General features: G+C 35.1%; 16 protein-coding genes and 1 pseudogene. 7 read left to right on the top strand and 10 right to left on the bottom strand.

Annotated features, from left to right (window positions below; all coding sequences use genetic code 11):
- Both H4J73_RS04095 and H4J73_RS04100 read right to left on the bottom strand, forming a co-directional pair.
- Complete coding sequence (locus H4J73_RS04095) at positions 1–1,146, bottom strand: replication initiation factor domain-containing protein (protein WP_182223228.1); 1,146 nt, start codon at positions 1,144–1,146, stop codon at positions 1–3.
- 222 nt (positions 1,147–1,368) lie between these two features.
- A complete protein-coding gene (locus H4J73_RS04100; RefSeq protein WP_220460649.1) occupies positions 1,369–1,611 on the bottom strand; it encodes a hypothetical protein in 243 nt (80 codons plus the stop codon).
- 115 nt (positions 1,612–1,726) lie between these two features.
- On the opposite strand from H4J73_RS04100, the gene H4J73_RS04105 reads away from it, so the two are divergent.
- Positions 1,727–2,122 (top strand): hypothetical protein, encoded by a 396-nt coding sequence (locus tag H4J73_RS04105; RefSeq protein ID WP_182223227.1) that lies wholly within the window; start codon positions 1,727–1,729, stop codon positions 2,120–2,122.
- On the opposite strand, the gene H4J73_RS04110 is transcribed toward H4J73_RS04105, so the two are convergent.
- Positions 2,115–2,372 (bottom strand): hypothetical protein, encoded by a 258-nt coding sequence (locus tag H4J73_RS04110; RefSeq protein ID WP_182223226.1) that lies wholly within the window; start codon positions 2,370–2,372, stop codon positions 2,115–2,117. The two genes, H4J73_RS04105 and H4J73_RS04110, sit on opposite strands and share 8 nt — an antisense overlap.
- Positions 2,373–2,823: 451 nt before the next feature.
- Complete coding sequence (locus tag H4J73_RS04115) at positions 2,824–3,033, bottom strand: hypothetical protein (protein WP_182223225.1); 210 nt, start codon at positions 3,031–3,033, stop codon at positions 2,824–2,826.
- 113 nt (positions 3,034–3,146) lie between these two features.
- On the opposite strand from H4J73_RS04115, the gene H4J73_RS04120 reads away from it, so the two are divergent.
- The 3 genes from H4J73_RS04120 (at position 3,147) to H4J73_RS04130 (ending at position 6,931) form a co-directional block, all read left to right on the top strand.
- On the top strand, positions 3,147–4,154 hold the full coding sequence (locus H4J73_RS04120; protein WP_182223224.1) for a tyrosine-type recombinase/integrase: 1,008 nt from the start codon (positions 3,147–3,149) through the stop codon (positions 4,152–4,154).
- 82 nt (positions 4,155–4,236) lie between these two features.
- On the top strand, positions 4,237–5,307 hold the full coding sequence (locus H4J73_RS04125) for a hypothetical protein (RefSeq protein ID WP_182223223.1): 1,071 nt from the start codon (positions 4,237–4,239) through the stop codon (positions 5,305–5,307).
- A 388-nt stretch (positions 5,308–5,695) separates the two neighbouring features.
- Positions 5,696–6,931 carry an integrase domain-containing protein gene (locus H4J73_RS04130; protein ID WP_182178140.1) on the top strand — a complete coding sequence of 412 codons (1,236 nt, stop codon included), beginning with the start codon at positions 5,696–5,698 and terminating at the stop codon, positions 6,929–6,931.
- Positions 6,932–7,173: 242 nt separating this feature from the next.
- On the opposite strand, the gene H4J73_RS20895 is transcribed toward H4J73_RS04130, so the two are convergent.
- The 6 genes and pseudogenes from H4J73_RS20895 to H4J73_RS04155 all read right to left on the bottom strand — a co-directional run.
- The gene (locus H4J73_RS20895) at positions 7,174–7,554 is read right to left on the bottom strand and encodes a hypothetical protein (RefSeq protein ID WP_182224143.1); all 381 of its coding nucleotides are present in this window, start codon (positions 7,552–7,554) and stop codon (positions 7,174–7,176) included.
- Position 7,555: 1 nt separating this feature from the next.
- The gene (locus H4J73_RS20355) at positions 7,556–7,720 is read right to left on the bottom strand and encodes a hypothetical protein (protein WP_259366574.1); all 165 of its coding nucleotides are present in this window, start codon (positions 7,718–7,720) and stop codon (positions 7,556–7,558) included.
- A 193-nt stretch (positions 7,721–7,913) separates the two neighbouring features.
- On the bottom strand, positions 7,914–8,693 hold the full coding sequence (locus H4J73_RS04140; RefSeq protein ID WP_182223222.1) for a hypothetical protein: 780 nt from the start codon (positions 8,691–8,693) through the stop codon (positions 7,914–7,916).
- Positions 8,694–8,784: 91 nt separating this feature from the next.
- Entirely contained in the window at positions 8,785–10,272 is a 1,488-nt protein-coding gene (locus tag H4J73_RS04145) for a Fic family protein (protein WP_182223221.1), read from the bottom strand.
- Positions 10,273–11,122: 850 nt separating this feature from the next.
- Positions 11,123–11,344, bottom strand: a complete 222-nt coding sequence (locus H4J73_RS20360) for a PEP-CTERM sorting domain-containing protein (RefSeq protein WP_259366575.1) — start codon at positions 11,342–11,344, stop codon at positions 11,123–11,125.
- Positions 11,345–13,867: 2,523 nt separating this feature from the next.
- A pseudogene (locus H4J73_RS04155) lies at positions 13,868–14,140 on the bottom strand (integrase core domain-containing protein); the annotation flags it as partial.
- A 762-nt stretch (positions 14,141–14,902) separates the two neighbouring features.
- Here H4J73_RS04155 and H4J73_RS04160 point away from each other — a divergent pair.
- From H4J73_RS04160 to H4J73_RS04170, 3 genes are all read left to right on the top strand, one after another.
- On the top strand, positions 14,903–15,469 hold the full coding sequence (locus H4J73_RS04160) for a hypothetical protein (protein ID WP_182178146.1): 567 nt from the start codon (positions 14,903–14,905) through the stop codon (positions 15,467–15,469).
- 244 nt (positions 15,470–15,713) lie between these two features.
- The gene (gene prsT, locus H4J73_RS04165; protein ID WP_182178148.1) at positions 15,714–18,527 is read left to right on the top strand and encodes an XrtA/PEP-CTERM system TPR-repeat protein PrsT; all 2,814 of its coding nucleotides are present in this window, start codon (positions 15,714–15,716) and stop codon (positions 18,525–18,527) included.
- 163 nt (positions 18,528–18,690) lie between these two features.
- Positions 18,691–19,872 carry an ice-binding family protein gene (locus H4J73_RS04170; RefSeq protein ID WP_259366576.1) on the top strand — a complete coding sequence of 394 codons (1,182 nt, stop codon included), beginning with the start codon at positions 18,691–18,693 and terminating at the stop codon, positions 19,870–19,872.
- Positions 19,873–20,032 lie beyond the last annotated feature (160 nt).

Here is a 20,032-nt window from a genome sequence, read left to right on the forward strand (position 1 = left end):
TTAACACTCCAGTGCATGATTAATTAATTTCTTATACGTGGGAGGAATTCCCAATTTTTCACCCAATACTTCATCAGGTAGGAGTAAGCCGAAGGCTTTAGAAATATCACCGCCAACTAACTCAATAACATCACCCAAAGCACGACCCGCCGCATGACGAAACCAACGAACGCGACTCGCTAATTCTAAACAAGCCTCTTTCGTTGGAGACATGGACTTAGTACGAATACCTTGTGTATTTTCCATACTTTGAGAAAAAAAATTAATACCGGCAAAGGTGGCGTCAACATCAAGCAAACAATCAACAGACCATTTTTTTAATTCAACCTCAGAGCGATACCAATTAAGGTCTTCATTCACAATTTTTTGTTCTAATTTTTTATTGTAAATACGCCAATAAATAGGACTTGTGCGTTTACCCACCGTGACCATTTCAACATCAAAGTTTTTTTGAAAGTCTTTGGTATAGGTATATTCACTGGCGTTTTTAAAAACAGACATAATGCCGCCCTTACCTGTTCTAAAAGCGCCATCTCTATAAGCTTTGTCCGCATAATCACAATCAAAAATGCCGTCGTAATCATCACTTGCCAAATCAACACGTGACAAAAAAGAAATCGATAGAACGCTATTTAGCCAATGATGAAGTTTAAATTTATCGGTATAGCCAAATAAGTTTTTACACCCTAAACCAGAAATTTGAATGTAAGCCGTATCGCGTTGACCACCTAAACCAATAAAGCCAACATCAACACCCGTTTGTGATTTCATCGTTAGCGAGTTGCTATAGCCATGAAACCCTTTGTCTCTCGGTGCGGAAAGGGTAAAACCGAGAACATGATCAACAAAAATCTTAAGGGTTCTAAAATAGAAATCTGACAGTTGCTTTTTAACAAAGAGTGCATGTCTTTCAATTTCTTCTAATGACTTACCCTCAGAGTTTTCAACCTTGGGTGGCAATGGAAAATAAGGTTGGTTTTTAGGGCTGTAACCAGCAAAACCCGCTTTATGACAATGACGAAGCTGTGACAATGGAAAACTAAAAGCTAAGTGGTCAACAATGATATTGTCTTTTTTTGCAACAAGGCGCTTACTAATTAGTTCATCAGCCAGAGGTGATAAAGCATTGTTTATAACATTTTTCATATGACCCCCTTTTGAACTAATTGCCTGTAATTTGAATCCATGATTTCTACTACGTCTGAATTACCCATTTCATACGAAACCCACTGTTTGAATTTAGACAGTGACGAAAAGTAGTTATATTGGCGTACACCTGAATCATCATCATGTGTTGAGTTAACGCCTAAAACCCTTTCGTATTCGTAATAGATAATCATTTAAGTCACTTAATAAGTTTCTTTATTTTTAAACTACAAGCTGAGCTTCGGCACGAATGGCGAGCATGTTTATAAATGTTTTTTCACGTGCTTTTAGTTTTTTACGAATGGGTAAACGCCCTTGATGAACCTGTTGGCGAACGTTGCCTGTAGTGTCGTTAGTAATACGTGCGTAGTCTTCTACACTTAGAAAAGGGAGGTTTGCACATACGATATCGCGCTTTAGTGTTTCAAATTGTCCGTCAGTAAGTGTAATATTGTTCGTTAACATAACTATTCGCCCCAAAACATACAAAAAGTTACTTCAAGTAACTCGATGACAGGATAGTAAACGAACAAAAAGTTACTTTCAAGACTTTTTGTTACTTTATATTGGGTTTTTTGATATGCAGATGATTTCTAAAGATATTTTTTCAAGGTTGCTGAGTACATCAGGAATTACTACGTTAACAGCCCTATCAAATGATCTTGGCTATAACGAGAACTGGGGAACAACCACACGAAAAAGAGGAAGCATTCCATATGAAGCCTGCTCTAAGGTGTCGCAAAAATTTAATGTATCTATGGATTATCTTTTATATGGGATTGATAATGCTAGAAAAAAAATGGATATAAATGAATTGAAAGTATCAGTGACAGAAGGGATTTTTGCGGCTGTGCAGCAAGAAATGATCACATTAAATAAAGGGGTAAAAATATCAACTATGGCAAATATGATTACAAATGAAATAATAGAAAATTGCGATATTGAAACACAAGAGAACATAAAGAAAGCTATTTAATATTATCAATAGACTTTAAATGTATAACTTTATTAATTTTACTTTTAGTACTTTCTTCAATAGCTTTAAGGGCATTACTTTCCCAATCACGTAAATAGTTAATTCTATAATCAGGATTAATATTTTTTATTTCAAAATAACGTTCCAACAACTGTTTTTCATTGTGAATATAATAATTTTTTTCGTACTTTACTGCTTTCAAAACAGTAAATATGATTACAAGGATAAACGTCCAAATGGCAATTTCCATTTAATTAAGCCTCCATAAGTAAGTACACAAATACTTAAAAAATACAGTGTTAAAGTAAATACTGAGTGTGCATTTATTAACCACATTATATTTTCATCGGAATCAAATATTACAACTCTAACTCTATGTATAACCATAAAACTTATTGCTATTAATATATAAAGTACATAAATCAATAACGTTGTTTTTTCATGTCTAATCCTAAAATACCGATGAATGATTAAAGAGATAAGCAACAATATTAAAACTTGAAATGCCGCTCCTAAATAAAATGTATAAAAATCTAAAGCTTCTTTTAAGTATTGATTGAATATACAGTTAACTAATGCAATTGTTGCAATTATTAAGTTGGATTGATTGATATGCTTATTTTTATAACTAAATAAAAAACAAACAAAATATCCTGCCAAATAAAACTTAGCAATAAAATAACCTAACTCTAAATTTATCATTATGGTTTAGTCGGTTTAGTTGGTCTATCTGGATGACCACCTCCATTATATAAAGCTTGTGCTTCTGGAGAGATATAAACACTGTCAGATAAAGAGACTGCACTTTCGATAATCTGTTGAGATTGAGTTTCTAATTTTTCATCTTTTAGCTTCTCCACTTTAGTATGCTGTTGAGTAGAAATATTTGTGTGTATATCTTTAATATCCATAAATCACCTGAGCCTAAAACAAAAACACCACGAAATTAACATAATAATAACATTTATATTTATCGATATATATGTGTATGCTTTAATTAAGTATTAAAAAGTAGATCAATAAAATGAAAAAGCTTAAAAAAATTCAAGATGGTATTTGGAAAACTGACTCCGATAAAACACCTTATCAATTAGACTGTCGTCCTAGAGGGCATAATGGAAAACGGTTTAAAAAGGCATTCTTAACACTAGGTGAAGCAAGACGTTTTTTGAACCATAAAATATCAGAACAAAATAACTTGAAGGATTGGGAACCTGACCCAGAAGACGATAGACGTTTAAGTGATTTAATAGAGTTATGGAATAAACTCCATGGTAAAAGCTTGAATGATATTGGTAAAAGGTTACCGAAAATGAAAGCCGCTTGTAAAAGCTTAGATAATCCAATAGCACGAAAATTAACTCCAACAGATTGGGCAAATTATCGAGCTGATAGGCTTGAAACAGTTTCAATAAAAACTGTTAACAATGATCAAAGTTACATTAATGCAATGTTCAACGAGCTAATTAGATTAAACGAAATCAATACAAATCCAATTAAAAATATAAGATCACTAAAATACAAACAGCCTGAAATGGGTTTCCTAGAACCATCTGAAATACCAATGCTATTAGAAGAGTTAAAAAAATCTAGAAATAAAAGCACTTATTACGTAGCAAAAATTGCACTTTCAACAGGTGCCAGATGGAGTGAAGCTGAAAGCTTAACAGACAAACAAATATCTAATAACCGTATAACATTTACCAATACAAAAGGTGGTAAAAATAGAACAATTCCTATATCGCAAAAACTTGCTGATGAAATACCAATGATTAAGGGAAAGTTGTTTTCTAGTTGTATAGGTTCATTCAGAAAAGCAATTATTCGAGCAGGAGTTCTTCTACCGAAAGGACAATCTACTCATGTTTTAAGACATACCTTTGCTAGTCACTTTATGATGAATGGCGGCAACATTCTGGTTTTACAACAGACTCTAGGTCATGCAAGCATCAACGATACGATGAAATATTCACACTTTAGCCAAACACATCTAGAGGATGTTATTAAATTTAATCCCTTGTATGAGCCATAACATTTACTTTTTCCTTTACTTTTCATAGATTACCCTTATATTTCTCTGCTTAAATTTTAATATAAACTTAAAGGATTATTTAATGTTATTTGGACAAATTGAAATTAACATACAAAACACTACATTGTTAATAGCATTTCTAGCTATTGTTTTTCCATTTCTATTGAATATTCTTGCGAGAAAAGATAAGAAAAAGGAATTAAGGCAAAAAAGTATTGAATTACTTATTAGTCTTGAAAATCATCAGGACAAATCTAGTTTCGAACATATATATGCAAAAAATGATTGCTTACGAACAATGACAGATTTCAAAGGTGACGTTAGTTTTTACGAACATTTAAAGAAATTTAAAGATCCTATAAAATCTTTAGAAACATATAAAAAGTTTGGTCTTAGAATCAATGATTTTCCTGAGAACGCTAAATTAAAAAACCGACTAGAAGCAGTTTTTAAATTTCTATTACTATTTACTCTTAGTAGTTGCTTGTTACCTATTTTGAGTCAAACGACTTTCAATAATTATTCAACATTGAGTAATGAATTAGATAAAAGTAATAAAAAAGAATCCAAAGGCTTACTCCAAGGAAAGATGATTATCACAAGCAAAAGTGAGTGGGTAATAGATGCTAATAGTTCAACATTAAGTTTAAATGGAAGACCAGTAATTTCTTTAGATAAAGTAGCTAATAACCTGACTCCCCCTACTATCAGCATATCAGAAGCTTCCCCAAAAGAACCTGACCAAAATAGTAAAAAACAGGAAATAAATATAGTTGATTATTTTTCGGAAGGTAAGAAATTCATTCACTTTTCTGTATTGATAATATCAGTAATATTATCATTTATTGCCCAAATATTTTTGTTCGTTTTAATTATTGGTTCATTAATTAAGGCAATGGATTATTTACTTGAACCCTCTGACACTATTAGAAAGGGAATAGAGTTTGAGAACGCGCCCATCAATAAAACAACTATTAAATCAGGTAACTTACAGACAAATGCTAAAGAGAAAACTAAGTTTTCAAGTTGGTATAAAACCATATTTTTTGGTATTTGGTTTGGTTTTAAGTGGCTATTTCTATCCACAGAAAAATCAATCTCATCTTTAAACAGTTATCGTAAGTCCGCGGTTGATGCGTATTTAGGAAGATAAGTCGTTTTTATTAATGTAGTTTGATTCAAAAAAATACGGACGTTGGTTCGATTCCCTAATGAGCAATCGAACTGACTATGAATCATAAATAAGTACCACATTAGTACAACACACTTTTAACAAACACAGATAAAGACTAACACCACATAACAGTAACCGATTGATATTATTGTAAGTTGTTGTTTTTGCTGGGTCGTTAACAGGGTCGATTCCCCCCCGCTCCACCACACAATGAATTAAAGACGTCCTAGGACGTCTTTTTTTTCACTTTAAATCAGTGACTTAGCCATAATAGCGTCTATTAACCTCCATTACTGTTTTACGACATCCAAGTTTTTTAGTAACATTAGATGTAACACCAGCCCAGTGTTACTAAAATGGAAATATTATGGCTCGCATCGTTAAACCTCTAACAAATACCGAAGTTAAAAACGCTAAAGCTAAGGATAAGGAGTTTAACCTTGCTGATGGCGAAGGTTTATCATTAAGGGTAAAGCCAAATGGCTCTAAAAACTGGATTTTTAATTACACACATCCAGTATCAAATAAGCGGGCGAACATTGGTTTTGGTATTTACCCCGAAGTAACACTTGCAATTGCAAGAGACAAACGACTTAACGCAAGATCTCTCCTCGCTAAAGATATAGACCCTAAAACACATAAAGCCGAAGCCATTAAACAAAAAAAAGAAGTCTTATCTAATACTTTCATCAATGTAGCAAGTAACTGGTTTGAAGTTAAAAAAACTTCAGTTAGTCAAGATTATGGGCTAGATGTATGGCGCTCTTTAGAGCTACATATATTACCTTCTATTGGTAAATATCCGTTAACAGAAATCACCGCACCTTTGGTGATCTCTATAATGAAGCCTATAGCTGCTAAAGGTAGTCTTGAAACAGTCAAACGCCTATCACAGCGTTTAAACGAAATTATGACCTATGCCGTTAACACTGGTCTTATTCATGCCAACCCATTATCAGGCATTAAAGCCGCTTTCGAAAAGCCAAAAAAGCAAAATATGCCTACACTCGCAGCTGATCAACTTCCTGAATTAATGACAGCATTAAGTCGAGCTAGCATAAAAATAGTCACTAGAACGTTAATAGAATGGCAGTTACATACGATGACCCGACCAGGTGAAGCCGCTGCGACCAAATGGAATGAGATTGATTTTGAAAACAAGCTATGGAACATTCCTGCTGAACGTATGAAAAAGAAACGCCCTCATACAATTCCATTATCTGTGCAAGCTTTAGGCTTATTATCGAGTATCAAACCCATATCAGGTCACAGAGAGTATGTATTCCCTGCAGATCGCAGCCCAAGAGATCACGCTAATAAAGAAACAGCCAATGCTGCGTTAAAACGAATGGGCTTTAAAGGAAGACTAGTTGCTCATGGTATGCGTGCACTTGCTAGTACTACCCTAAACGAACAGGGGTTTGATCCTGATGTAATTGAATCTGCACTTGCTCATGTAGATAAGAATAAAGTACGCAGGGCTTATAACCGTGCTGAATACATTGAACGACGTAAAGACATGATGACTTGGTGGTCACAACATATTGAAACAGCCGCTACAGGAAATATGAGTTTAGCAAATAAACTATCAGTGCATTCGTAAGCACAAAATAGAATAAGGCAAAGCCAAGTTAAACTTTTATGCTACCTGTGTGGCAGTGAACTATTGTCTTTACCCCAGAGTCGCAATTAATTATTTCTAAACAGCCTTTGCGACAGTGAACATGTGATACTTTTACGGGCTGTGAAGTTTACATTTATAAGCTGCCTGTGCGGCAGTGAACCATCTTTAACAACTGCTATCTCTATATCTGCTTTTCTAAGCTGCCTGTGCGGCAGTGAACCTCACTTTGCTGGACGAATTGTTCGCTGGCTTTTTCTAAGCTGCCTGTGCGGCAGTGAACGAATAGCCATATCAGGTGTTGTTGTTGTTGGTTTTTTAGTCGAGATGGAAATACCAATACTATATAACCATGCTCCTAACCACCCTTTAATCTCTTTCAGTGCTTCTACTGAGGTAACAGGAAATACGACCGTTAAATAATCAATAGCTGTCATCATTTTTGTGACATTATTTTGCGGACAATGTGTCTGCATTAAATACCCTAAGTAGTCAAAGCTACAGGCGTTACTTTCACTGACGTTATAACTATTAACTGTCTGTAAATAAGATCCAGTGGTGATCTGACTAGGTTCAAAGGAGTTCTTTTTCAGAAGTGTATTCATCTTAAATCCCCTGAACTAATTGGCTACGCTTTGCTTTAAGCTCTGCCACAAGTTCTTTGATTTGTTCTGATGAATAACCAGCGCACATTGCCGCAAGGACGGCTTGAGTTTCGTGTTCTATCCAACCGACGGCACGATGGCCTCCGAGAGAAATAGGCTCAGGCATTAAACCTTCGTTTATTCGAGTGTATAAAGTAGATTTTTATAACCTGTTTGGTGAAGTAATTCAGGTTGGCGTTGTATTCTTATTTGGGCTATTTGAGCCATGTTCGATCCTTAATGGAATTTGAAAACATGACTAAATTACTAAGCTGATCGGATCGACCTGCGCGCAGGTGATCCGTTTGACTAAATTAATTCTATTTTTTTAAACATTGATAGAAAAAAGTTGCAGTTAATTTAAAGCCCATTAAGTTATCAGGCTGTGCTGGGCTTCCATAGAGGTTACCTTCAATTGTTAATCTATCATTAATATTTTTTTGTATTTCTTCTTCTGATATTTTACCAAGACGTACATCATCTTCAGCCATCTCTAACAGCCACATGTTCGCAGCATCTTCCCCCTCTCTCTTGCGCCAGGGAAATTCTTTCCTGTTCTTTTTATATTCACAATCTTCAATGTATTTTTTATTCGCCCATGTTTTAAGATCATTTTTATATTCCTTCAACATTTCTATGTCAATATTGCTGACGGCTTCATACCTTTTATTAGCTGTTTCTTTAGCACCTTTAGTAATAAACACATCCTTAATGCCCCGTACCGTCCTTTGTTTTTCAATAAGTAGCCCAAGCATTCTTTCAAGATTGAATAAGCCAGAATCTCTGAGTATTACAGATAAATCGTGTACTAAAACTTTATCCATTTTATAATGATTGTTTTCTACCTTCGTTAATTCTATATCTGCCATTAACAACTTTTCGTAAAGTATTGCTTGAGCTAAAACAATACCTTTTTCTTGGGTTGCTGCTTTAATCTTTTTAGAAAACTCATTCCTAGCATAACTATCAGCTGCGCCAACAAGTGATGTTGGTTCTATGGGTTCAACAAGAGTTTTGTGGACAGGTTTGATAAAGATCACTAACGATTTAATATCGTCTCTTCGTTTCTCTTGGCGCTGTTTTTTAGTCAACTGAGCCATATTTATTGATTACCCCTAATACAATAAGTTAAGTACACTATAATAAATCGAATTCCTTTAAATCTCAAAATTGATTTAATCACCTCAATGATTATTCAGGTGGTGGGGTGAACTTAAATTTTCGTATTACTTTGTTAAACGTTGGCACACCTTCATCCGGCAATAGGTTTGCCTTGTGCTCTTCAAGCGTCTCTCTAGAGTCCCCATAGGAATCCCAGTCGATTGATGCTGAATAATGCTGTAGTTGGTAAAACACTTTCGCAATGGTTGCGAACTTACCTGATCTGGTCGCTTTTCTTAATCCGTTGAGGTAGCTGTCTCTATGAACTGTCGGTACGATAATTTTATGTAGATCTACAGAGTGCAATTCCCGATTCATCATGATGCGTGATAATCGACCATTACCATCATCAAATGGGTGACACTCAGAAATAATGAATTGCATAAAAATAGCACTTTCAAGACCTTTGGGGAGGGTTATATATATATCAAAGGCTTTAGTTAGCGTGCCGACTAGCTCGCTTGGGTGCACAAACACACTGCTACCTGCTTTGTTAACACGTTCTTTAAATTTACCAGGGCGTTTATTTTTTCTTTCGCGCATAAAATCAAAATGTGACTGTTGAAGCGCTTCAATTAGTTCGTCTGCTGTAGAGGGGGTAACACTCATGCTTTGTAGGTCACTTACTTGATTGAAAACAGCCAAAACATCGTGACTGTCTTCGTGCCTTTCATGAACCGTGCTACCGGTGAATACTATTTCTTCTGCTTCATCTATTTCAAACTCAGTTCCTTCGATAAAATTTGAAAAATAGCTTTCAAAAAAGGCGAGGTGTTTCCAACTGCTTTTATTGTAAGTATACGGGACCGCTTCTAAGTTACATCTTAGCAAGTAATCAGCAAGTGATTGAAATAGGTCTATTCGCCCTACATCGAATGGAGTGTTTTGTGATGTGGCAATCGCTATTTCACTTTCTAATATGCCACCATAAGGGTGGGTTGAAAGTAGTGAGCTAATGATGTTTTCTAGTGTTGAAAATTCATGTTCAAAGCCATATTTTATAGCAAAGGTTCGAGTCTGATCCCTTATATTGTTGAGCTCGTCTTCGCCATTTTGACGTCTTAAGACGGTGCTTAAATGTTGTTCAACCCATTCTTTCCCTAATGATTTTTTAACCTTTGTTCGACTTAGAGCAAGGTTTTCAAGGTACTGCCGTGCAGGAGATGAGCGAAAAATAGTAGGGAGAAATGGCTTTGTTAGTTCGGATGTATTTCCTGCTGAAAGTTCTATGGTAAGCATACCGCCAATTGAGATCTTTCTTCTTGATACACCATCTTTAACGATATAAATAACGCCATCAACAGGCCTTAATTCATGTGCTGTTCGGTAGGCGGCAATAGCGCTGGGGAATAAGTAATTTACAATCTCATGCCATTTGGAGTATACGATTTTTTCTACATCAGCATAAGAAGCATCAGTGTATATTCCACGATATATTCTGATTAACTCCCCTTTTTTTACTTTGGCGATAAGCGAGCGACTTGTATCATCAGACGTTGAAAAATAGAGTTTGGCCATGGTGCATCCTTATTCAGTGCGCTTTGCTATAATTCAGTAGAGCGACTATTTATTTATATCATTCAAACTTGCAGCCAGAATACACATAACACTCGAATAAGACAATTAATTACGTGTAACTATAAAATAAGACCACTGAATAAACATAACATTAAAACAAAGGGGGGAAAGTAGCAAAGAAAGCATGCAATAATTCATCCGTATAACATTTTGGGCAATTACATAAGTTGTGCCACCTAATTGCACCAGAACTGCCAGTCATTATCATCTAATACTGTCACCTATTAACATTTACTGCGACCACTGAATAGCATTAGCTTTGCCACTAATAAATATGTTCACTTTGTGCGCATTGCTGATGTTAGCAACTGGTTGATCTTTATATCAAAAGATAGCCAAAAGCGGAAGTTAGCTTTTTAGTTATTAACGCCAGTTCAGAGCCTATTGCGGTCATTCTAATTTAAATGCTTTTGTTTATTTGTACCCAAAATCTTACTAAATATTTAGCATCCGATTATGTACACAATCTCAAAAGCGGACATTAGAATCATCTAAGGTCCACATAAAGTAGAGTTGTTAAATCTAAGGCGCTAATGAGATAGTGCTAACCGTCACTATTGCCACTAACCAGTCGTAAGAATCAGCAGGGGTTTGAGATTGCCTGTGGTAGGTTTAGGGCTTATAGTTAACATTACAAAATCACATTCGTCGAATAACGCAGCTTTATGAGCAAAAAAAGCATCAACCTAATTGGCAGATGCTTCTTGATGATTATCGACAACATTGGGTTACATGGGTTTATTCAGGCATACCGTCGTCGATAATCGATTTTGATAGAGAAACTAATTTTTTAAGATTGTTTCTTAAATCGACGTGAAACTAAAGCCATTAAGCCTAATGCAAATATCGCTAGTGTTGAAGGTTCAGGGACCTCGGTTCCCAAAGGCGCGTAAGCCGATATTGTCAACGGACCGGAACCCTCATTAACATCACTATATCCTCTCATCCATATGTTAAAACGTATAGTACCTTGCGCGACTGGGTCCACACCGATATCGTAAGCCATCATCATTGTGCGCCGCTGTTCTATGCCGGTCCCCAATAATCCTAAATCCGTATTCCAGTAAATCATTTGGAATTTCGTTAGAACACCGTTTGCCATAGTATACTCATTCAATTGATACCCATTAAATAAATTTAAACGCTTGTGGTACCCGATAACCAGTCACTGTTATATGTCTCCATCGTAATATTGGAAGCCTGTCCCGTAGTATTGTCCTCAAGTCCGTAAATCTTTCCGGTAGTTGTGCCCAGAACATTATTATACGTGTGAGTAAATGTGTACTGGTATATCAACCCCGCGTGGGCCGACGCTGATGCTGTAAGTAACACGACAACTATAGTCATAAATTTAGACCAAGTGTTTAAAAATTTATACTTCATGTGATTTACCTTTTAATCCCTTCACAACACTGATATGCGAATTGAATTGTTAAAAAGTGACGCGTCATCACTTTATGATTTTTAATCAAAAGCAAAATACATACCAAAAAATTAATATTCTATACTTCAATTAGATACAAAAGATCAATGATATAAGTCAGTTAGAAGTGTAAAATAGCCTGACACTAAAAAAGTTTATGATTTTGTCATTGGCGATGCTCCATGGAGCCTCTGATAAACGGTTCGTTAGATAAGTTTCGGTGTAACAACCATGATGACAATCCTCATTTCATCCACCAAACCCAAAATCGTCTACGCTCACCGAGCAGCAAAACAAAGACCAAACACTATATTTGATTAACCAACTGGAACCGCTCTTGGAGGTTATATCTGAATGCAGTCACTGTTACACTCGCTTGATTAAAGGTTACAGCAGGGAATTAGGTAGGAAATGTTATCACTGTAACCATGATGAAAAAAATTTTCATTAATACACCTTTGATTGATACACCTAACTATATAAGGTCAGCAATACACCCTTTAGCTGACCGTAAAAAAACTGACGCTATCAAATAATTAGTTCCGCTAACGGAGGAGTCTTTACTCTTGAATTCATTAATGTCAGCTATCGTATCAGAGAAGACCTTTTTGGTGCTGATTTAGGGTGTTAGGAAAGGTCTCTATTGTGGCAAAAGTGAGCATTAGAAGTGTTCAATTTATCCAAAGAGACAGCTTTAATAAAGCCAAAAAATTGTGGCATAGTTAAATGTAATTGGTTGGCTTAGGTAAATGAAATCAAGTGGCACTGCTGCTAGAGATTTTCCAACATTTGATAAGATGTCACTTATTCCGTTAAATAAGAGCATCAATTATATTTATTTACTTTTTCACAGTGTTCCATAGAATGTTAAAATCAATACCTTAGTTAAGTTCAGCCCCTAGCTTGATACAACTTTAACGTTCAGTGGTAGCGCACCATTTTTGGTTAGCGACAACAGCCCAATGAATAAGTTAATTTCGATTACTTTCAGCATTGATAAAATGACGATTAAATCAGTAATTACCGCTAACCAATCAGCGTCATTAACATTAAAACGTTCAAGTAATTTATTTATTTCGTTTAACTATTTTCAATTTGTCGTGAAGTGAGAACAATTCAACTAAATAGACAGGTTTTACATTCCCCATAATATCAGCCAAGATTACTTGGCAGTGATGGCTTATACAAGACAGATGATTGCTTAACTGCCCAGATAAAAACATCAAATTTACTGACTTTTATCCATAGTAAAAAAATGATGACTTAGTCACAACGTAACACCAGAAGTAACACCAAAGAAAACACAATAAAATAAAAACCATAAATATCAGTAAATTAAACAACAAACAAGGAAGTTCCCGCGTTCCACCAAAAAAAGACCTTTTTAATCGATTAGTTATACCTAGTAACTTTTAGATTTGGCGATAAACAAACCACCGTTTATGATAAAAAACCGCTTAATTGCGGTTTTTTTATATCTAAAATTATCCGAACGCTACTTTAATATTTAGCGTCAAAGCCAATTAACGAACAACATCAGTAACTCTCACTCTGTTAATTATCTTTCTCTATAGCTAAAAGCCTAAAGTGTATATAGCTGTCTTTATTCATTATTTTACAAAAGTAACATCTGGGTAGACCATTAAGACCTCTAATGCTCATCTCACCTCCTGCAAATAAACATATTTAAGGTTTTTATTCTCAGCTAAAAATGAAAAATCTAATCATATACATTGCCAAATAAGCAGCTAAGCAAAACGAGAGCCAAATGCACCATATCCACAAAAATTAAGTTCATGGAATCTGAACCAAGAAGTGTTGCGGTGCAAGATAAGTGTGAAATAGATTGGTGATTAAAGCCTAAAGGTCCGATAGAGTTAATAAACCCCGTAACGAATGCGAGACAAACAAACCATATTCTACTCATCAAGTTGATTTTGAAATCACGATAATCCTTAAGCAGTTTCCCATGCTAATGCCAATAGGAAAAACAGTCTACTAAGATGATGAGGAGTGGAATGAAAATAACAAACTTCATTATGAGCTTCCCCCGATAAAAAAGACACCTTTGCTTACACTGCCAGGGCTTAATATTCTATTGACAAACAATCACTACCCCTGAGTACATCCCAAAACGTTGTAGTATTTGTTAATGTAACTGCCAAGTGTTCCGCGCAGTTCTTTATCACTTTGAAATACATTACCACGAATAACCTCAGTCTTCATTGAATGTAAAAATGACTCCATATGCGCATTATCAGTACATTTTCCCGCTCGGCTCAAGCTATGAATTATCCCATGTCGTTTCAATACTCTTTGATAAACGTGTCCACGATATTCTACGCCTCTATCAGTATGGAGCATTAAATCACCGGACGTTTTTCGATGAATCGATATCGGCTTGATGTTCCTCGGCAAGAAACCGTTGCCACTTTTTTAGGAAATACAGCTCCTCCTTGAAATGTTCGCTCATCGGCATTCTTTAATCACTAAAACGCGCACTAACTAAATGATTATTTTGATACTATCAAGTCATTACTTTACAAAAAAGGACTTGATAGTTCATTAAGAAATCACTAACTATTGACTTATTCTTCAACTAAATACTGAAAATCAATGTTTCTATTATACTGAGGTGGCTTCGTTAATAAGGGATGAGGTTCAATGACTCTCCAACTTCATGAACGACTGCGGCAATAGTAAAGTAAAAGCATTAATTAAAGGAAGAAATCTAATATTAAGTAGACAATATATTTTCCATATATCGAAAAATCAGATTATTACTTTGCAATTGCTGTGATTTTATTAATACACTATTTATGTACTAACACCACTCACTAGAGTCAATAGATACTTTAGCCTTTCTTCAATCACAATGAGTAATAAAGCTAGTATGAAAAATATATTTAAGAAAATTATTTTTTGCCTCTTTATTTGTTTATTTTTCATTAGTAAGCTATGTAAACCAACTCACTTTTGTTGCTCAAAAATTGCCACCCTTTCACTTTTTGGGTGTCGATAACAAGCCTACTGGAGTCTTAGTTGAGGTTATTGAAGCATTAAGGGTTCGAGCCAAACTTTCTGGCAGTATTGAATTAATGCCCTTTGCTCGCAGTTATAATCAAACATTAAAGGAAAAACACCTTCATGATTTCTTTAATGAAAAGTACTGACCGCAAAAATAGCTTTCAGTGGATTGGCCAAATGTTTAAAAGCAAAGCTTTCTTAGTTGGGCTCCGTAGCCGTTCAGATATTAATATTAGTGATATTGAAGAAGCAAAGTCGTTTATTGTTGGTACAATTCGTGGTTATCATTCAGAAAAACATCTGAAGAACGCCAGTTTCTTAGTTAAAGACAACCTCTATTTATCAATTAATTATAAATATATGTGTGGGATGTTATTTGAACAAAAAATTGATTTCATTTTAACTAACTTTGTTGTTATTGACAGTAAAATGAAAAGTATTGGATTCAATAAGAAAGATATTAAACCCTTCGTTGAGCTACATAATTTCCCAGGTGATCTATTTATTGCTACTGGACTCAAGACATCAAACACAACAGTTGCTAATTTATCCGACGCATTGCAACAGATTAAAGTCGATGGAACCTATAAAAAATCAGGGATAAATGGGGGATATAAGTTGAACCAATTTTATAAATGCAACCCACTTTTTATATCAAATTCAAACACCCACGCTCGCCTTTACTAAAAATATTGTACTATTTACCATTCAATTAAAAAAAATTGCCAATAATTTTAACGGCTCCATTAAAAATAAACACTATACTTTGGTTAATCATCGCTATTTAGGCTTTATAATTCGAAACCAAAAGCACACAAGATAATTGACCATACATTTGACGAAATACAGCGAACTAATTGCTGGTTATTTTTAAAGCCTAAAGCAAGAGTCTAAATAACGGAAAGACTTACATATATGGGTTATGAGCAATATGGAAAAATTTCGTAAATTAATTATTTCTTTTATTCCAATTATCATAGGGATAATGGTGAGTTTTGCTAATGCTGAAAAAAACCATTATGAAGCAGCACTCCAAGCTTATAATCAGCATGATATTGAAACAGCTTATATTCATTTAAAAAATGCTTTGCAGCAGGGTGAGAGAAATTTACCTGCAAAATTGTTGTTAGCAAAAGTTTTGATAGATAAACATTCATATTCGGCGGCAGAGCAAGAACTAAATGATCTCATTAAGTTAGGTGTCGATAGTAATTTAATTGTTTTTCCACTTGGGGAAAGTATTTTAAATCAAAGTAAATTTAAACAGGCATTAATTTTTGCTGACCAAATGACACTAAAAGAAGAAGGCGCTCTCGCTTATAGCCACATAAAAGCAAGAGCTTACATCAGTTTAAATAACTTGGACAACGCAAAAATAGAATACCAAAGTATGTTAACTCACGATTCCAATAATACAGATGCTCTATTAGGGTTAGCAACAGTTTATATTTATCAAAAAAATAATGTTAAAGCTAAAATGCTACTGACCAAAGCTGAAAAAAAAGATCCTGATAATGGAATATTATGGCAATTAAAAGGTCACCTTGCTCGTAGCAATAGTCAATTTAGTAAAGCTATAAAATACTTAGTCAAAGCGAACAAGCTTGATCCAAACAATATTGAAACATTACGAATTTTAATTAGCTGTTATGTCGATATTGAAAACTTTGATATGGCTGATCAATTTGCGGATCAAGTACTTAACATTGCAAGAAATGACCCGCAAACAACGTTTATGAAAGCCCTTATTTTAAAAGAACTTAACCAGCCAGAATTATCAGAAAAAATACTGGTGGAACTTAGTAATCAATTATCTAAGATTGATGAATCTTACCTATTATCTCAACCACAATTATTATTACTTGATGCGATGAGCAGTTATGCCCAAGAAAATTGGAAGCAAGCTGAAAGTAAATTTAAAAGATACCTAAGTCAAACCACCGCTCAAAGTGAAGTCAGTGAAATAATGCTATTAGCTGATGTTTACCAACAACAACAAGAACCTAAACATGCTTTATTATTATTAGAAAAAAATGAAAAAAAACTCATTTTTAACAAGCAATATGCATTGGTATTAGCAGGCTTATATCTTAAATTTGATCAAAACTATAAAGCTGATTTTCTTTTATCAAAATTACGAGTTGATTATCCTCAAGATGAAGCTGTATTAATTCTATCAGCTAATGTATTAGAAGCCTCTGGCCGAGTTGAACAAGCGTTAGCTTTATTAGAAGAGGCAAAAATAACAGGCAGCGAAAATTATCAATACGCGTTATCACTATTATCATTAAGAATAGGAGCTTTCCAAAAAAGCTTAAATTATATTAAGCCACTAACAAATACTGATCCAAAAAACATTAGCTATCAGCTAGTAACAGCTCAAATATTGATTGAATTACAACGATTTAATCAAGCCCAAGAAATTATAGAAAAGTTGTATATTGCGCAGCCAAAAAATAGTGAAGTTGGCACAAGTTATGCCTTGCTTCAGCTTAATTTAGGCAAGCTAGACATAGCAAAAGAAATATTAACTAACGTTTTAAAGAGCAACAAAAATAATAACCAAAGTGCACTACTTCTTGCAAAAGTAGAGTATCAGCTGGGTAATAAAGCAGCAGCAATTGCAGGGTTTGAGCAACAAGCTAAAGTATCATCAGTAAAAACAGTCGCACTTACTGAATTAGCTAATATCTATATTGCTGAGCAAAAATGGGAAGATGCTCTCTCTGTGATTAACCAAATACTTAGAGATAACCGACTAGATGTTCAGGCACTTTTTAAAAAAGCAGAGGTCTTATTAGCATCAAACCAGCCAAAAAAATCTAAACGTAAATTAAATATACTGGCTGGATTAGTGGGTAAAAACCCCCCTAGATTAATGAAGTTAAGCCAACTACAACTGCAAGTTGAAGACTTTTCTGGCGCAGAATATAGCCGAGAACAAGCATTAAAATGGGCGCCTAACTCATTACCGATCGTTATTGAACTTATTAAAATTAAGATTCAACTCAATAAAATTGATGAAGCTATAAAATTACTTGCTGAGACTCAAAGAAGAATGCCTAAAGAGAATGTTCGTCTTACTATTTTACAGGGAGATATATTTAACGCGAGTAACAAAACGCTTGAAGCTTTTACTGCATATTTAAAGGCAGTAAAACAAGAACATAATAACGTCATAGCACTAAGTAAGCTGTATCAAATCAGCAAAGGAGAATACTTATCAGTAAAGTTTATTACTGAATTAAGCACACTTATAGATAAATACCCTGAACTGTTATTACACCGTCATCTATTAGCTGATCATCTGTTGGAAAATAAACACTTTACACAAGCACAACATCAATATGAAACCCTCTTAAAAAATAACATACCGTCAATAAAAAGAGCCCTAGCGCTCAATAGTTTAGCAACTATTTATATCCGTGATGGTAACTATACCCTAGCAATAAAAACATCAAAGCACGCTTTGATGTTAGACCCTAGCGTGCCAGCTATTATAGACACCGTTGGTTGGGCATTAGTGCTATCAGAAGAGTTAGACCTGGGGTTGTCTTACCTAAGGCAAGCCTTTAGTTTATCGTCGACTAGCCCAGATATTCAGTACCATATTGCTTATACATTGCTAAAACTAAAGCGTGTAGATGAGGCGAAAAAAGTACTAACTAAATTAGTAGCTTTACCGGCTAATTTTGAAGAATATCAACTGGCGAAACAATTGCTGGATAAGTTATTAATTAAATAATTTGTTATTACAACACCTTGTCGATTAATCGTTCGAATTACGAACAATACTCCCTGTATTCTGCTATTATAAAAGAGTGTAACTTAGGGATGAGTTTTTTATCTTATAAGGATTAAGTTTTTTTATATTCTGAAAATATCAGATATACAAAATGGTGTCTAATTTGAAGCTCATATATCCATTCCTATTTATCTCGGTGTTATTTGCAGTGTCTAGCGCACAAGCGAGTTTTCAACCCTTGTTAGATTCGGACCTCAAGAACCAGTCGCTCTATGCCAGCGGTTACATGACAATGGGCGCGCGTACAACGGTTGGTGGTAATGTTCAAAGTGCTACTGCAATAACGCTCGCCGCAGATGCAATTGTGGGTGGCAATGTTGAAGCTGGAACCGCAGTAACCCTTGGTGCTGCTGCTGGTGTCGATGGCTATATTCAAGCGGGAACTACTGCAACACTTGGAGCTGCTTCTGGTGTCAATGGCTATATTCAAGCGGGAACTACTGCAACACTTGGAGCGGATGTAAATGTTGATGGTGACCTGATTGCGGGTACAACAGTAACAATCGACTCAACTGTAGATATTGGAGGTAGTGTTCTGGCTGGAACTACAGTAACCGTAGGTGCTAATTCAATTTTTAGAGAAAATATTGATGCAGGTACAACAGCGACTATTGGCGCTGGTGTTCAAATAGAGGGTGTCCTTACCACTAATTCGTTACAGGTTTTGCCCCCTTCCCCTGTAGTAACAAATCAAGAAAGTCTAATTACGTCAGTACAAGAAACACTAAAAGCATTGGGAACAGGTACTGAGTTAGTTTCTACTACTTTTGGCACAGATAATGAAACTCTCGAAGCCGGTATTTACAGCAGTATAAATTATCTGACGATTGCTATCGGAAAAACCCTCACATTAGATGGCAAAGGTATGGATGGCTCTTGGGTTTTCAACATAGCAAACTATCTTAGCTTTGCTGCCGACTCTAAAGTCGTATTAAAAGATGTAACAGATAACAGCAGTATTATTTGGAATGTTCTAGGCGACAAACTTGGCGCAACTGGTTACACACAACTTGGCGCAGGTGCAGAGGCCAGGGGATATATCCTTGCAAAGGGTTTTGTCCAAACAGGTGCCAACGCTCTTATCACTGGCATAGGGAATGATTGTGGTGGAGCTTATTCAGCAACTAATTTTATTGAATTTGGTGCAGATAGCGTAATAGGGCGAGAAGGTTGTACAAACGGTGAAGTTACGGCCACAACGAGAGTACCCGAGCCCACAACTTTTTGGTTATTAAGTTTAGGGATTATTGGCTTAGTGACTAAAGCTAGACAAAAGAAAGCATAACCTGTAGATATTAATAAAACGACTCTGGATACAGTCGTTTTTATTTTTGATGTCAATTTCTTATTATTACTGCACGAACTCGCTGAAATTAAAGAGTCTGTTTACTTACCAATTTTACCAGTAAGGACTCATGCATAGATCACTAACTACACTCCTCTAT

This window comes from Colwellia sp. MB3u-41, from assembly GCF_014076845.1.
Lineage (GTDB): Bacteria > Pseudomonadota > Gammaproteobacteria > Enterobacterales > Alteromonadaceae > Colwellia_A.